Source organism: Dictyoglomus sp. DH, assembly GCF_055181375.1.
This window is the reverse complement of the sequence record NZ_CM143706.1, coordinates 909,936-926,943: the sequence shown is the minus strand read 5'-3', so window position 1 is coordinate 926,943 and position 17,008 is coordinate 909,936. Positions and strand designations below refer to the sequence as shown.

Below are 17,008 nucleotides of genomic sequence, written 5' to 3'. Positions count from 1 at the left end.
CAATATGTCAATTTATCTCAAATTTTTTAAAATTTCAAATATGTTTTTATATCCTTTCCTTTGAACAATACTCAAAGTCGTAAAGTATTCCTTAAGAGCCGAAAAATATCTATTTTCTTTTAAATATAAGGCACATAAAAGAGCGTGAAAAACCTCATTATCTTTATTTAATTTTAATCCTTTATCTATTAATTCTTTTGTCTTATTTAAATTATCTTTTAAATAGTACAAATATGCAAGAAAAGCTATTACCCAATCATCGTTAGGCTTTAAATCATACAACCTTTCAAAATAAAAGATAGATTTATCATAATCTTCTAAGAAATAATACAAAAATGCTAATTTATATAGATTGAATATACTACTATCTTCTTCCTTTATATCTTTTTTTAGGTTTTTAAGAAAGTTAGGATCAGTAGCAATAAGCAAATTATATGTATTATAAAGATTCTCTAAATCTCCTAAAGCTCCATATACTACCATAAGATTAAAAAGAACTTTAGAATTTCGAGGCTCTTTTTTTAATTGCTGTTCAAATTGAGTTTTTAAATATTTTAGATCATCAGAAGATAATGATAGAATAATAAAAAAGATAAGAAAGATTATAGATAAGTAAAAAATTTTAAGTACCTTTCTTAATATCAAAAACTCTCAGCTCCTTTAAAATTTCAGTAGCAAGGGCTAAAGCTAATTTTCCATCTTCCAGGGTAACTTCAGGATCCGATCCCTCAAGAATACAACTTACAAAATGTTCAAGCTCTAATCTCAAAGGTTCCTCTTTCTCTAAAACTGGAGTCTCTATGGATGTTTCAACTTGTTTTCTATTCCCATGAATTATAGATATGCTTTGTTCCATATAATCTATGCTTATTAAATCCCCATTCTTCTCATAAATATCTAATCTTCTAATCTTTTTAGGAGTTACCCTACTGGCAATCAGATTTACAAGAAGATTTCCCTCAAAAACAAGTTCTACATTTGCAAAATCTTCATAAGAAGTATAAAAAGAATAACCATATCCTTTTATGTCTAATATTTTTCTACCCTTACCTAATACATAAAAAAGTATATCCAAATCATGAATCATAAGATCCATTACAACCCCTACATCAGTTATCCTACCGTCAAAAGGACCAGATCTTTTTATCTCCATGTAAAAAGGATCATTTATATATCTTTTTAATTCTTGAACAGCAGGATTAAATCTTTCTATATGACCTACCTGTAAAATAAGATTTTTCCCACTAGCAATCTCTAAAAGAGTTTCCGCTTCTTTTAAAGTTTGAGTTACAGGTTTCTCTATAAAAGTATGAATACCTCTAAGCAAAAAATCTTTTGCTATCTGAAAATGAGTATTAGTAGGAGTAACAATACTAACAGCATCAACCCTATCAAGTAAATCTCTATAATCAGAAGTTACAAAATGTATATTATAAATAGAAGCAATCTCTTTTGCTCTTTGCAAATTCAAATCTGCAATTCCTACAATTTCTACTTTAGGAATCTCACTAAAAATTCTTACATGATGTTGCCCTAAATACCCTACTCCAACAACTCCTATCTTTACCTTATTCATCTCCTATATTACTCTCCTCAAGTTGCCATTTTATTATTCTTGCATAAATTCCACCCTTCTTCAAGAGATCTTCATGAGTACCCTCTTCTACTATTTCTCCATTTTCTAATACAATTATTCTATCAGCTTTTCTTATAGTAGATAAGCGATGAGCTACAATAAAAGCAGTTTTTCCCTCCATAAGATCTTTTAAAGCTTCCTGTACATAGGCTTCTGATTCTGAATCTAATGCTGAGGTGGCTTCATCAAGAATTATTAATCTTGGCTTTAAAAGAACAACTCTTGCAATAGCAATTCTTTGTGCCTGTCCTCCCGAAATACCTACCCCACCTTCTCCAATTACAGTATCGTATCCATCTGGTAGATTCATAATAAAATCATGAGCCCTTGCAATTTTAGCAGCCTCTATAATTTCATCTAAAGTTACATTTGGGTTTCCATAACTTATATTATCCTTTACTGTACCATAAAAAATAATAGTCTCTTGTGGAACGAAACCTATTTGAGATCTTAAAGATTTTAAACTCACTTCTTTTATATTGTACCCATCAATTCTTACTTCTCCTTGAGCGGGATCTATAAACCTTGGAATAATATTTACCAGAGAACTTTTTCCTGCACCACTACTTCCTACAATAGCAATTTTTTCTCCAGGATTAACTTTAAGATTTATATTCTTTAAAACCCAACTCCTTCCGTCATATGTAAAATATACATTTTTAAATTCTACAAAACCTTTTATTGGAGGTAGAACTATTGGATTTTTAACCTCTTCTACTTCTTTACCTTTATCCAAAATCTCAAAAATTCTTTCTAAAGCTGCATAGGTTTGCCTAAGTCCTGAAAACACTTTAAGAATAGTTTGAGTAGGATCCAAAGCCATACCCACATAAGTAAGAAAAGCTACAAAGGATCCCATTGTTATCTCTCCTCTTGCTATCTTTCTTGTACCTAACCAAAGGATAAAAACAAGTGCTAAAGCACTTAAAAAGCTAGCAAGAGGAATTTGCAATGCTGTAAGTCTTGCAATTTTCAAATTTCTAAAAAAGTTTTTCTCGTTTTCTTTCTTAAATCTTTCAATTTCTTTTTCTTCTTGAGAAAAGCCTCTTACTATTCTTGCTCCTTTTATACTCTCCTGTATAAGTTTTGTTAAATCTGCTACCTTTTTTTGTACAGACATGGACCATTTTTGTATTTCCCTACCTATACCAGATATAGAAAAAACAAAAAGAGGAATAACAATAAGAGTTGCAAGAGCAAGTTGCCAATCTGTGATGAATATTATAACAAGTACCCCTGATAAAAGGACTTTAGCATAAAAAAGATCTGCTATGCCTGATAAAAAAGAAGTTTGTATCAATTGAGTATCTTGAAGAGTACGAGCTATAAGATCACTACTTCCCCATCTATTTAAATAATCTAAAGAGAGATATTGAATCTTCTCGAATAATTTTTCTCTTAAATCTGCTACTAATCTATGACCAATAAAAGAAAAAATATAAATCTGACCATACAAAAAAATACTTCTTGTAAAAAGAAGAAGAATAATTATAAAGGCTAATCTATTTAAAACATTTAAATCTCTAATATGAGAAAGCTGATCCAAAAGTTCTCCTAAGAATTTTGGTGCATATAATTGAGCACCATTACCAACTATAATACAGAAAAAACCTATTATAAAATAAATTGCATATGGTTTTAAAAATTCAAATAGCCTTTTCAAGTACTTCATGATAAAAATCCTTCCAGATCAACTCGGACGATAGATAATTCTTATTAAACTTTTCTTTTAACTCATTATGTATATTTAAGATTATCTCCCTTTCAACAATTAATCCTCTTAAAAATTTTAACACATCCTTAAACAAAAATTTACCTACTACTTCAGGTAGTATTCCAGGATATAGCTTATTGGGCAAGGCTAAATATGGATTTCTATTTAAGTAGGCTTTTATAATAAAATCTCGTATTCTTCCCTTAAACAAATTACCAATCCCTTCAAGAGGAAGATATTCTGGTCTATGAAGAGGCAATATTACTAACATAGGAATCTTCATATATGCAAGTTGCAAAGTATTGGTACCAGGAAGTGTAATAGCAAGAAAATAACCATTCACATCTCTCATATCCTTTAGATCTCTAAACTCCATAGGTAAATCTTTCCAAAGAGGTTGCAGTTTCTCTAATATTTTTCCACTTTCTAATGGATTTAAAAAGGGAGAGAAAAATAAGGTGAAGTTAAGATCTGGAAAATCTTTTAAAATTTCTCTTGCTAACATGAAATAAAATGGCAAATAAAATCTCAACCCATAGGTCCTACTCCCCGGAAATAAAGCAATTTTATTATTGTTAGAAAACCCATTATTGGGAAGAAAATCAAATCTTAAATCTCCAACTACTACTGCCTTTTTATATTTCAATACTTCAGATGCATAGATCCTATTATAAAATCTTTCCCAATAAAAATCTTTCTCCAAGTATGCTAAAGATTTACTTTTCCACCTTTTGGCAAGAGCCAAATTAAAAAATAAATCTCCTCCTATATGGAAGATTATTGTGTTACTTTCTTTAACTTTAAAAAGCTTCCAATATTCATTTGGTAAGATTATATCTTCAAAAAATTCCCATGTTCTTACAACTCTTTCTTCTTCTCCTGATGCAAATTGACAAGGATTTAATATTAAATAATATGACAAATTTTTACTCCAAAAAGGCTCATACTCCCTTATCCACTGTACCAATGGATAGAGCCAGCCTGCTATTTCTCCAGGCCCATTAGCTATGAAATAAATTTTCATAAAAGATTTAATATAAAATCAGAAATTTTATCTAAAACCCCAGGTTTTCCAATTATTTCAGAGATTCTATCAAGATCTTTTAACATTTTTTCTCTTCTATCGCTATCTCTCAAAAAATCATCTATATCCTTAACAACCTTGTTTATATCTATATACTGCACATACTCAGGAAATATACGTTTTTCTAAAATAATATTGGGCAAAGCAATATAAGGATAATGAACAAGTCTTTTAGCAATAAAATAAGTCAATGGAGAGATCTTATAAAATACAAAAACAGGTGTCTTGAGAATGGCAGCCTCTAAAGTTACTGTACCAGAGGCTACAAGGCTTATAACAGATGCCCTTAAGATCTTTTGGCTTTCATTTCCTGACACAACTTTCACCAAATTCTCCTTCCCTTTAATGATAGAATATAATAAATTAGAAAAATTTTGACTTGCTAAAGGAATAACAAATTTATATCCTGGCAATTTCTCAGCTATCTCTAAAAAAATAGGAGTAAGTTTTTTAATTTCCTGTACTCTACTTCCTGGGAAAAGTCCTATAAGATCATTTTTTTTGTCTATATTTGAATAAACTGAAAGATAATCTATAAGAGGATGTCCAAAAAAAACCACATTATCTCCAAATGATTTATATAAAGAATACTCTTGAGGAAAAGTAGCAATTATCCAATCCAAATTTGAAAGAACTTCTTTAGCTTCTTCTTTCTTTCCCCATAGCCAATATTGTGGAGCAAAATAATATACAGTTATTATACCTAAACTTTTCGCATATTTTGCTAATGGGAGGTTAAAACCTTGAGCATCAATAAATATAGCAAGATCAGGTCTTGCCTCTCTTAATAAATTTTTGGCTTCTTGCTGTATTTTTAATAACTTTGGAATATAAGGTAAAGGCTCAACAAAACCAACAGTACTATATCTTGTTAGGTCCCATCTTACATCTAAGCCTTCTTCCTTCATTCTTTCTCCGCCAAGACCAAAAAAATATATATTTTTTTGTTTTTGTTTTAGCGCATTTATAAGCTTTGATCCATGTAAATCAGCAGAAACTTCTAATGCTGAAAAGAATATTTTCATTCTTCATTCCTCCAAGATGCATCAGCAATTCCTCTTTTCGAGCCTTTAACAAAATCAAACAACATTTTAGCCTCTTCATATTCTATTTTAGATATTGCCTCTAATCTTTTCTCAAAAGATAAACCTTTATCATATAATATATGAAAGAGTTTTCTAATTATTCTAATCCTATCACTCGAAAAACCATTTCTTCTTAGACCTACCACATTAATACCATATATTAGAGCCGGATTACCATCACATAAAGAAAAGGGAGGAATATCTTTAACCAACTTAGATAATGCTCCAACCATTGCATAACTACCTATCCTTACGAACTGGTGAATCCCTACAAGACCACTTATAAATGCCTTGTCTCCAATTTCTACATATCCAGCAAGTTGTGTGGCATTGGCTATTATAACATCTCTTCCAATCTTAACATTGTGAGCCACATGAACATATGCCATTAAATAACAATTATCACCTATGATTGTAGCATTACCTTTACCAGATGCCCTATGAAATACACAATATTCTCTTATTGTTACATTATTTCCTATTATAAGAAAACTTTCTTCTCCTTTGAAACTCAAATCTTGAGGAATATCACCTAAAACACTTCCTGTATGTATATGACAACCACTACCTATAATGGTTCCTCTTTTAATATGAACATTGTTTTCAATTTTTGTATAATCTCCAATTCTTACCCCATCCTCAATTACAGTAAAAGGACCAATCTCTACATTTATACCTATTTCAGCCTTACCACTGATTATAGCAGTAGGATGTATTGATACATCCTTCATTCTTTTCCTCCTAATGCAATAGTAATTTCTCCGTCTGCCACAATATTATCATCTACTTTACAAATTGCATCAAACTTATATATATTCCTTACTGTTTGCTTTAGTTTTACTTCTAAAACTATTTGATCACCCGGAATTACTGGTTTTCTAAATTTAACGTTATTCACCCCTGCTAAATACGCTATATATTCTTTATCACTTTTATCTTTTCCATAGCTTAGAAATAAAAATATACCTGCAGACTGTGCCATAGCTTCAATTATTAATACTCCCGGCATAATAGGTCTTTCAGGAAAATGTCCTACAAAAAAATAGTCATTATACGTAACATTTTTTATTGCTTTTAACCATTCCCCTTCTTTAAAATCTAATACTCTATCAACAAGAAGAAAAGGGAAACGATGAGGAAGAATTTTAGTAATATCAATATTATTCACATCATCACCCCCTAAGTAGATATGACATAGCTTTCATATGTAGCGAGTGTCCTGATCCAATAGATATAATTTTTAATTTTAATCTTTTACCTGAAAGGGACATATCACCTATTAAATCAAGAATTTTATGCCTTACTGGCTCATCTTTGAAGCGAGGTTCATTAACATATCTACCTTCTCCCACAAGAAGTGCATTGTTAAGATCAGCACCACTTATGAGTCCTTTTTTAACAAGCTCCTCTACCTCATAATAAAACCCGAAAGTTCTTGCTGGAGCAATTTCAGTTTTATAATCTTTAAGATCTTTTAAATAAAATGTTTGCCATCTTAAAAAGGAATTAGGAAAAGAGATAGCACAAAGTACTTGAAATCTGCTTGAGGGAAAAAAGAGAATTTCAGCATTTTTAACCCTAAAAGAATATGGTTTCTCAATCGTCAATTCATCTATTAAATCATCCTGATCTTTTACTAAATCCTCAAGAATTTCTACCCAATAAAAAGCACTGCCATCTAAAATTGGCACTTCGTCTCCATCAACTTCCACATATAAGTTAGAAATTCCAAGGTAATATAATGAAGACAAAAAATGTTCAACAGTAGAAATCTTTTCGCCATCTTTTTCTAAAACAACCCTACGTGAAGTTTCTACTACAAACTTATAATTGGCTGGAATTTTTACTTTATTCTTAATAAACAAAACACCTGTATTTTCTGGGGCAGAATGTAAATACATTTTAGTATAACAACCAGTATGTAGGCCTTTACCTTCTACCTTGACAGATTCTTTTATTGTTCTTTGTCTAACCAAGTTTATCCCTCAACTTCTTTATTTCTTCCCAAATCTCAGGAAGTCTTCTCATAATAGCTTGTACTCTCATCTCTTCCCTATGAGGTCTGGCGGGAAATCCAGAAACTATCATGTTATCAGGTATGTCTTTAATCACACCACTCTTAGCAAGGATGGTTACGTTATTGCCTACTTTAACATGATCAGAAACACCGCTTTGACCCGCCATGATTACATTATTTCCTAATTTACTACTTCCAGCTATACCACTCTGACTTACTATAACGCAATTCTCTCCTATTCTTACATTATGTCCTATGATTATCAATGATCCTATTTTAGTACCTTTACCTATGCGTGTTTCTCCCAAAGTGGCTCTTTCAATAACCGTGTTTCCTCCTATTTCTACTCCATCCTCTATAACCACCTTACCAATATGAGGGATTTTGTAATGCTCTTCTCCATTCCATACATATCCAAAACCATCTATTCCAATACTACATCCTGAATGAATTATAACTCTATCTCCAATATAGCAATGGTCATAAATAGTTACTCTTGGATATATGATACAATTCTCACCTATTTCCACATTATTTCCTATTACTACTCCTGAAAATATCTTTGATCCTTTGCCAATCTTTACATTATCTCCTATAACAGTATATGGTGCTATTCCCACATCCTCTCCTAATTGAATCCCTTTGCCCATAATAACTGTAGGATGAATATCTTTAGGATATACCCGCCAATCAAAATACTTTAATAATTCTGCCATTGCAAGTTTAGGATTCTCAACCCTTATATGTGGCTTAGAAGAAGACCCACCATATGGAATCACCATTGCTTTCGCCCCTGTTTTTTCAGCTACTTTTATATCATCCAAATCAAATACAAATATAAGATCATTATCTCCTGCTTTATCCCATTCAGAGATCTTTTCTATATATACATCTTCCCCAACTAACACTCCATTAATTATCTTTGCTATTTCACTAAGATGCATCTTTATTCACCCTTTATTTATTCAAATTTTTTAAAACATCATCAGTAATATCAATCCCACCCCATATTCTTATCTTCTTTTCGATAACCACAGAAAGCTTCTTGATCTTTGCTATATTTTCAACTTCTTTTAAAATTTTATTTTTTATATCTTGTCTTGCTTTCTCTACATATTCTCCTAATTTTTTCTCTTCTTTAGCCCTTAATTCATTAATCTCCTTATCAGTTTTTCCACTTTTCTTGGCATCTACTACCAATTTCTCAATTTCAGACTGTCTTTTCTGTATTACAGTTTGAACACTCTTAGTATATCTGAAATCAAGAAATACCTTTGAATAATCTATATATCCTATATTAATACTCTGTTGAGAAGAAATAATAGAGAAAGATGAAACAAATATAATGTATACAGATAAAATTATCTTCAATAGCCTTTTTTTCATGTCTATTTACCAGAAGATAGAATATTTATAACTTTATCTGTAATATCTACTCCGCCCCAAATTACAATCTCCTGACCTTGTACATTCTTTGTAAGAACTGCTATGTATCCCTCTTTTTTAGCAAGATCAGAGAATATTTTATCAAGAGTCTTTTTTAAGCTATCTAACACTTTTTCCACTGCTTGCTTATAAGGTTGAAGTTCCGCATCATATTGGGCCGATAGTTTCTTTATTTCATCCTGAGATTTTCCAGCCTTCTGAGCTTCATTAAGCTTATTAAGCCTATCTTGATATTCTTGTTGATATTTATTATAGGCATTCATAAAAGGAGGATAACTTCTTAAAAGTTTATCTTCATCAATATATGCTATTTTCAGAGAAGTCTGAGTCTGTGCTCCAACAATTTTAATACCAACAAAGATGAATGAGATTGCAATTAGTAAAAATACTATGAACAGACCATATTTTTTCATTTTTCCTTACCTCCTAAAATTCTAATTTTGATTTGATATAAAAATTTCTTAAAGATACAAGATCACTCTCTAATCCAAAGGCATAGAATAAGGATTTTTGAGTAACTGAAAACTCCACACCAAAAAATGGATTAATTCTAATATCACTTGCAGACACTAAATCTCTTGGATTAAAACAGCTATCACCTCCCACAGATAGAGTTAAATATATCCATTTGTTTAAGGGAAATGCATAAGTAATCTTTAAATACAAAGATCCATCCTCTGGTGAATCTCCAAAAGGATATCTTATATCCCCCATAAAACCTAATATACGTTCATTAAGACCCTCTCCGTATCTTATAAAATACTTACCTGATAATGAGGCTAAAGAATAATTATAATTAGAGCCTCCTCCATGAAAATCTATGCCAAAATTAAAATAGCTTCCAGATTTATAAACACCATCCTCTTCTAAAGTTGTATCTTGAGTTATATCAAAACTCAATACTTTATCATCAAGATTCGGATTATTTTTAAAACCAATTTCACCTACTATATTATTACTACTGGAAAGAGTTTTATTAATACTCAATCCCCAATAATTATCTCCAAAATAAACTTTTAAAAACTCCCGTTGCCAAGAAATAAGGTAGCCAAAAGATCCTCGCATATTGTTAGAAATGTTTAACTCTAAATTGCCATAATTATTCAAATAGTAGCTAAAACATAAATTTACTCTCTCATTTTTTTCATAAATCAAAGAAACTATTCTTGGTGATAGATATTCAACATTAAGATATAAAATTGTATAACCTCCTTCAAAAGCCCATTCTGGTATTATTTTTATCCTTATATTCTTTTTCAAAAGTTTCTGATTAAGTTCATCTATTTTCTTTAGATCAAGAGGATCTCCTATTGAAAGATTCAAATTCTCTTCAATAACCTTCTTTTCCCATTGATTACCGCTTATTATTTCAATACTACCTATAATAGGAGCTTCTTTCCAAATAAATGAAAGAATTCCATCTTTAAAAATATATTGAGGAGAAATTTCTAAAACAAAACCCTTCTTTCTATAAAGATCCTCAATCTTTTTGCAATCCTCTTTAACTTTATCCTCAATAAAAAATTTGCCTTTGCCACTATAAATAACTTTCTGAATAGCATTAATTGTTATAAGCTTTATATCTGGAAATATTATGTCAGCAACAACAGGAAATTCTTCCACCTTTATGATCAGTTCATAACCACTATCTAATTTTTTAAGATCATAAGAGACAGATTTAAAATAACCACTTTCCTTTAACTTATTTAGTTGATCTTCTATATAATTTCCATTATAAAAATTTAACACTTTAATATTTAACATATTCTGAACCGTATCGTAAGAAACATTTTTCAAACCTATTATAGATATTCCCTGAATAAAATAATTTTCATCAGCAAAGGTAAGGTTTAAAGTAATTAAAAGAAATAAAGAAAATATTATTATCCTTTTCAAAGAGATCCCTCCATTCATTAAAATATGTCTCCAAAACTAAAATGAATTCTCCACTTAGTATTAGGATCCATTGGATCATTACCAAAATTATATCCAAAATCAAATCTTATTGGAATAATTATAGTTTCATACCTTAAACCAAGTCCTACGCCAGTATAAAGTTTAATATCAGATAAGGAGGAAATATCTTTTGAATACCATGTACTTCCTGTATCTAAAAAGAAAACTCCATAAATTCCATTCCCAAGAGGAATTCTATACTGGACATTAAAAAGAGCAAATGTATCTCCTTTAAATTCATTATCATAAAATCCTCTGATAGAACTTGAGCCACCTAAGGTAAAGAGTTCAGTAGTTGGTATATTACCCTCCCCATATCCTAATCCTAATCTAAATGATAAAACTTGTCTATTTTTCTGCTCTATAATAGTTAAGGTGGACTCTCTATTAGTGAGAGGTATATGCCACTGAAAATCTCCTACATATTTGATAAAGTTAGCATCACTTCCACCACCAGCAAATTCTAAGTTTACATATTGTCTATTTCCTTGTGTAGGATTTAAATAAAAATCTCTAGAATCTCTTATTAATCCTATCTTAAAACTCCCTACACTACTCTTAGGATTAGAGTTATCCAAATAAGTAATCTCTTCATATTTAAAACCAAAAGAAAGGCTCCAAAGTCTACCCAAAGGATAGGAGAATGAAAAAGCACCCCCAGTCTTTTCAACGGTAGATGTTGTTAATCCTGAAATAGTTGTTTTTTTGTCATAAATATCCAATTGAAAAGAATTTCTCCCTCCTAAAAACCAAGGATCACTGAAACTTAACTGATAATTGATCTTTCCTAAACCTGTTAATGATAATTGTAAACTTAAACTTTTAGCTTTCCCAAATAAATTGCCTTCTTTATACTCCACAAAACCATATATACCTACATCCGTTGCATACCCACCACCAAAATTAAAAGATCCGGAAAGTTTTTCTTTTGAAACATAAATAACCTTTACCATTTCCTCTGAACTTCCCTGTTCGAACCTAACAGATACGTCTTCAAATATTCCCACATTATATATATTTTGAAGATCCCTTTTTATCTTTTCCCAATTAACAGGTTCTCCAACCTTTAATGAAATTTCCCTCTTAATCACATTCTTATCTGTCGGTCTTCTTAGTACAGCTAAAAATCCTAATACCGAAGTTTCTGTAGCAGGAACAATTTCTACTCCAATGTCTTCTACTTTATACTCCTTAAAGGTAAATATCAATTCACCATCTTCATTAAAAGAGAAGGATTGAAGAACTGTGAAAACATACCCTTTTTGTTGGAGGAAATTTTGAATATTAATTATATCCTTTTTTACAAAATCAGGATTAAAAGGTTTATCTTCTTTCGTTAACAAGATGGTCTTTAAGTAATCAATTGCTACTCCCGTTAATCCTACAAAACTTATCTTTCTAACTATAGGATTTTCCTTAAAAATAAAAGTAAGAGATATCTTATCTTCATTGGTTATGGATTCTACATCTACATCTTCAAAATAACCTAATTCTTTAAATTTAGAAACTTGTTCATCAATCTTATCTTGCGTAATAAAATCCCCTTTATCTATTATTCTATACTTGTCAACCTCAGATTCTGCAACTTTAGAAAGTCCTTTATAACTAATATTCTCTAAGATAGGATTTTCCCTTACTATAAAAGTCACATAAGCCATATTATTAGGTGACACCACATATTTTATATCTACATATGAAAAATAACCAGAATTTATTAAGAGATTTTTTCTTTCTTCAATATATTTCTCAGATAAGAAATCCTTTGAAGTTTTTTTAATTATATTAAAAAACTTATCCTTGGACACATTTTTTAAACCCTTTACATCGATCAAAACTATCCATGGATTTTCCTTTAAGTCAATATCTAATCCAGCAGCATTGTTTCCAAGATTAATTGTTTTAAAAGCTATTTCTTTAAAATATCCTGCATCCTCTAATCTAGATCTTAGATTGTCTAAAAGCCCTTGAGACAGAAAAACCTCTGTATTTAAAAATATAGAATTTCCTTTTATATCTCCCTTAAATCCTATTACTTGCATTAAATCTTTCATCTCTAATTTATTTAGACCAGAAATCGAGATTTTAGATAATAACGGATTCTCTTTTAGATTTATACTAAGAGATAACCTATTATCCTTCTTTTCAATTTTAAAATCTACTTCAGAAAATAAATCACTATACATTAACACTTCTTTCTTCTCTAAAATTGCCTCTTCCGATATAAGCATGCCTTCTTTTAACCCTAATAATTCCAACACTCTCTCCTTAGATATTCTATTTAGTCCGTTTGTTTGAATGCTATCTAAAACTGGATTTTCTTTAAAATAAAAAGTCAAAATCACTCCAGAATCTATTTTTTCTTGTGTAATATTAATATCAGAAAAATAACCTTTAGACATGAATTTTCTTCTCTGCTCCCAGATAAGCTGATCAGTAGTCCATCCTATATAAGGAAGAATAACTGAATCTTGAATATCTTTTAAAGTTAGTTTCTGTAAACCTTGAAATCTTATTCCATTCACAAATATAAGAAAGGGTGATTCTACCACATTTATTTCAAGAATAATTCCATCCTTCTGGGAGATCTTATTTAACATAACAGAAATGAAATAAGAAGAATCCTCCAATTTTTCTTTTATCGCACTCAGTTTATCTTCAGAGATATACATATTCTTCCCTATTCCTGCTATCTTTAATATCTCTTGGGTGCTTATTTTTGTATTGCCCTTTACTATAATATCTATTAATTTATATTCTGTCTGAGCGAATACTAATACAGAGAAAAATATTAAAAAGAAGAATAAGGATAAAAATACTATCTTTTTCAAAGCTAATTCACCTTCCCTTCTTAAAACTTTGTAGAATATTCCATATTAAAATTGAATTGTTTTCCCTGAGAAGTATAAAGCTTAAACTTCAAATCATTACTTAATTTATAGCTAAATTCACCACTCCACATCCTATCTCCCCCTAAAGAATAACTTAATGTGAAATATAATCTATCCCAAATTCTCTTTTCAAGAGTTAAGCTTTTCCATATTGGTAATAAACCTTGTATTTCATAATCTACTTTTAAACTATCAAGATTAAAAATATTAGATATCTCTGAAACAATAGGATTTAAAATAAAATTTCCAAAAGCAGAACTTATAACTCCTTCTACTCCTAAAGGAATGCTTTCTATAATACTCGAAAGAGTCCAGGTTTCTGATTGTGCTATAGGAAGATTTTTTTGTCCTACAAGAAGAAATAAAATTTCTCTAAAGGTAAGAGGGGGATCTGAAGAAAACACAAAAGAATTATTTCCCATAAAACTATAACCTTTCAAATATATGATATATCCCTGTATGATAGTACTAGCAGAAATTTCCCAAATATTCTCTTCAAAACTTAAGCCAGGAAACTTAATATATCCATTATTCACAATAAAAGAATTACCTAAAACATTAATATTTCCACTATTAAAGGATAACTTTCCCTCCAAAATTGGCTTTGCATTATTACCTCTTACTGTAAGATCCCCATTAATCGACAGATATAAAAACTCATTTTCATAAAACATAACATTATCCTTAAAGGATATTTTAAGATCAAAATCTAATGGAAGAGAAATATTAGGAGTCTGTGTATTTAACTGCGGATATTTAATATGGGTATTAAAAACCGTGCAATTTCCACTAAGAATATATCTATCTTTTTTCTGATAAAGCATTAAATCCCCAGATAAATAGCCCTTTGCCATATCAGGTATGCTAAAACAAATTTCTGAAAAATCAGATTTTATCATTATATTTGGATAAATTTTACCTTTTAAAATAAGATTATTATTGTCCCCAACTAAATTTAAATTATTTAATATAACCTCACCAATTTTTGCAATAATATCAAAACTTGCATACTTGAACTTTTCTTCCATATAATTAACCACAATCGGATCTTTCCATTTAATATCACCTTCAATACTTTGAAGGTCCTTATTACCCTTTATACTGACCCTTAATTCTCCCTTAGTTATATCTCCGCTTTTTAAAATTCCTTTCGGTAATAACGAATTAACAAAGAAAATATCAGGTAATGATATGTTAAATGTAAAGTCATTCAAAGAAAATTCTCCTTTAATTTCACCATTATCTTTTGACAATTTTGAGATCGTTCCTCTCAATAAATATCTATCCTTGATGTTACAAATATTCATGGATATATTAAAGGGAATAAATCCAGAGATAACTACATCTTTGGCATCTAATTTTACATTATTCACTTGAAAATTCTTTATCTCCATATCACCAGATAATAGTCCACCTACAAAATCTATATTCATATTTCTCAAAAAACTAAGATTAATATTTTCGAAAGACCAAAATCCATTTCCAGAAAAATCTATGTTCCCTTCAATTTTTCCAGATTCTTCTAAATAACCCCTCAAAAATACTTCTCCTTCTTTTAAAGAAATATTAGCGATGAGATCTTCTAGTTGAAAAACATTATGCTTATCTATTTTGAGATTAATATAATCAAGATCCTTGTTGACTTTTCCAATAAAAGATGAATTTAAGAGAGAAATCTTAGAATTAATATAAAGATTAAAATCATTATTTTCTTTGAAATCAAATGCCCCATCAATTTTTAAATTAACTGATGAATAATCAAAAACAATCTGGTATTCCAAAAGATCTTTGTAAGCTCCTTTAAATACAACATTATTTAAGTTTATATTTCGAATGCTAAAAGTCTTAGAAACCCCAGAGAAATTAATCCCTCCATTAGCAAAATCTATTTCTAATTGATCAATTTTTCCTAAATAATCATTAAGAGAAGAAAGATCTAAATTCTCACAGAGAATTTTAACCTCTTTTTCTTTCAAATTCACATTACCAGCTAACTTTCCTCCAAGAATATCCCCATTTAATTTCATATTATCCTTTTCAATCTCTACACTAAGCCTAACAAATTCATTTCTCTCTCTATATATAAAAATCTCTCCTTTTAGATTTACACCATCAAAAGAAAACTTTCCAACTCCTTCTAAAGAATATGGTCCAATAAAGCTGATATCTTTTATCTCTTTAGAATTTGAAAGATCTAATGTTGCTTTTATATCTTCTATATTCATGCCGTAAAAATCTAATTTAGGAATTTTAAAGAATATCTTTTTCTCTTTTATTAATACATTTCCTGAAAGCTCAAAATCCAGCAACTTAATATCATTAAAATCTATGTTCCCATCACCTGAAATATCATAATAACCTTTTATTGATCCCTCAAGAATTTGCCCATCTATATTAAATTTGTTATCCCTAAAGCTCCCATGTATATATCCAAGTTTATTTTTATTAATTAAAAGATTTTCAAGTAGTATATTTCCTTTTTCTAAAGAAAAAACAAAATTACCTTCCAAACTACCTATATTATCAAGCTCTGAATAAAATTCTCCTGAAAACTTATTATCCATGGTTAATTTCAATTTTTTAACCTTACCACCCAAAAAATCAATATTTTCGCCCCAAAATGAAATCTTCCAATTGTTAAAATCTCCTTCTATTTTTGCATTCAAAAAGCAATCTTTATCCACACTCAAAAAATAACCATCAACACTTCCACTACTATCTAAATTCAAATCAAAATTAGAAACCTTAATTTCAAAATCTTTATATTTTAGACTTCCTATTTTTGTATAAAATTTCAACTTCCAAGAAGAAAAATCTCCTTTAAAATAAAATAAACTATTAAAACTAAACTCCTCTCTAAAAGATAATCTTCCTTCCACTTCCCCATTCATATTTAAAATATTTAACTTTCCCTTTCCTAAAAATAAACTATTATTATATTTTCCACTTAAGGACAGGCTTAGATTCTTTAAATCATGACCCTTTAGATTTATGCTGACTCTTCTCAATGGAAAGTTTTTGATAATAAGATCTTTTCCATAGAGAGATATATCAAAATAGGGATTCTTTAAAATATTACCTGAGATCTTAATCCTTATCAACAGATCTCCATCAATATCTAAGTTGGATAATTGATGAATTGAGGATTTAATTTTCAATATTTCAATATTTGATGAAAGGAG

The 17,008-nt window shown here is 29.7% G+C and carries 14 protein-coding genes; all 14 read right to left on the bottom strand.

What is annotated here, in order from left to right:
- Positions 1-12: 12 nt before the first annotated feature.
- From ACY3JJ_RS04385 to ACY3JJ_RS04320, 14 genes are read right to left on the bottom strand one after another with little or no spacing between them, the layout of a single operon-like run.
- Positions 13-645 carry a tetratricopeptide repeat protein gene (locus ACY3JJ_RS04385; RefSeq protein ID WP_463092552.1) on the bottom strand — a complete coding sequence of 211 codons (633 nt, stop codon included), beginning with the start codon at positions 643-645 and terminating at the stop codon, positions 13-15.
- Positions 623-1,576 (bottom strand): Gfo/Idh/MocA family oxidoreductase, encoded by a 954-nt coding sequence (locus ACY3JJ_RS04380; protein WP_463092551.1) that lies wholly within the window; start codon positions 1,574-1,576, stop codon positions 623-625. Before ACY3JJ_RS04380 ends, ACY3JJ_RS04385 begins: the two co-directional genes overlap by 23 nt.
- On the bottom strand, positions 1,569-3,308 hold the full coding sequence (locus ACY3JJ_RS04375; protein ID WP_463092550.1) for an ABC transporter ATP-binding protein: 1,740 nt from the start codon (positions 3,306-3,308) through the stop codon (positions 1,569-1,571). Before ACY3JJ_RS04375 ends, ACY3JJ_RS04380 begins: the two co-directional genes overlap by 8 nt.
- Positions 3,283-4,374 (bottom strand): glycosyltransferase family protein, encoded by a 1,092-nt coding sequence (locus tag ACY3JJ_RS04370; protein ID WP_463092549.1) that lies wholly within the window; start codon positions 4,372-4,374, stop codon positions 3,283-3,285. Before ACY3JJ_RS04370 ends, ACY3JJ_RS04375 begins: the two co-directional genes overlap by 26 nt.
- Positions 4,371-5,459 carry a lipid-A-disaccharide synthase gene (gene lpxB, locus ACY3JJ_RS04365; protein ID WP_463092548.1) on the bottom strand — a complete coding sequence of 363 codons (1,089 nt, stop codon included), beginning with the start codon at positions 5,457-5,459 and terminating at the stop codon, positions 4,371-4,373. Before lpxB ends, ACY3JJ_RS04370 begins: the two co-directional genes overlap by 4 nt.
- Positions 5,456-6,250 (bottom strand): acyl-ACP--UDP-N-acetylglucosamine O-acyltransferase, encoded by a 795-nt coding sequence (gene lpxA / locus ACY3JJ_RS04360; protein WP_463092547.1) that lies wholly within the window; start codon positions 6,248-6,250, stop codon positions 5,456-5,458. The genes lpxB and lpxA overlap by 4 nt, the downstream gene beginning before the upstream one ends.
- Complete coding sequence (gene fabZ / locus ACY3JJ_RS04355) at positions 6,247-6,687, bottom strand: 3-hydroxyacyl-ACP dehydratase FabZ (RefSeq protein ID WP_463092546.1); 441 nt, start codon at positions 6,685-6,687, stop codon at positions 6,247-6,249. Before fabZ ends, lpxA begins: the two co-directional genes overlap by 4 nt.
- A gap of 4 nt (positions 6,688-6,691) precedes the next feature.
- On the bottom strand, positions 6,692-7,495 hold the full coding sequence (lpxC, locus tag ACY3JJ_RS04350; protein ID WP_463092545.1) for a UDP-3-O-acyl-N-acetylglucosamine deacetylase: 804 nt from the start codon (positions 7,493-7,495) through the stop codon (positions 6,692-6,694).
- Entirely contained in the window at positions 7,488-8,480 is a 993-nt protein-coding gene (gene lpxD / locus ACY3JJ_RS04345; RefSeq protein ID WP_463092544.1) for a UDP-3-O-(3-hydroxymyristoyl)glucosamine N-acyltransferase, read from the bottom strand. The genes lpxC and lpxD overlap by 8 nt, the downstream gene beginning before the upstream one ends.
- A gap of 13 nt (positions 8,481-8,493) precedes the next feature.
- Entirely contained in the window at positions 8,494-8,922 is a 429-nt protein-coding gene (locus tag ACY3JJ_RS04340; protein ID WP_463092543.1) for an OmpH/Skp family outer membrane protein, read from the bottom strand.
- Between the two features lie 2 nt (positions 8,923-8,924).
- Positions 8,925-9,395, bottom strand: a complete 471-nt coding sequence (locus tag ACY3JJ_RS04335) for an OmpH/Skp family outer membrane protein (RefSeq protein WP_463092542.1) — start codon at positions 9,393-9,395, stop codon at positions 8,925-8,927.
- Positions 9,396-9,408: 13 nt separating this feature from the next.
- On the bottom strand, positions 9,409-10,878 hold the full coding sequence (locus ACY3JJ_RS04330) for a POTRA domain-containing protein (protein ID WP_463092541.1): 1,470 nt from the start codon (positions 10,876-10,878) through the stop codon (positions 9,409-9,411).
- A 17-nt stretch (positions 10,879-10,895) separates the two neighbouring features.
- A complete protein-coding gene (locus ACY3JJ_RS04325; protein WP_463092540.1) occupies positions 10,896-13,766 on the bottom strand; it encodes a BamA/TamA family outer membrane protein in 2,871 nt (956 codons plus the stop codon).
- 20 nt (positions 13,767-13,786) lie between these two features.
- Positions 13,787-16,984 carry a translocation/assembly module TamB domain-containing protein gene (locus ACY3JJ_RS04320; protein ID WP_463092539.1) on the bottom strand — a complete coding sequence of 1,066 codons (3,198 nt, stop codon included), beginning with the start codon at positions 16,982-16,984 and terminating at the stop codon, positions 13,787-13,789.
- Between the last annotated feature and the right edge of the window lie 24 nt (positions 16,985-17,008).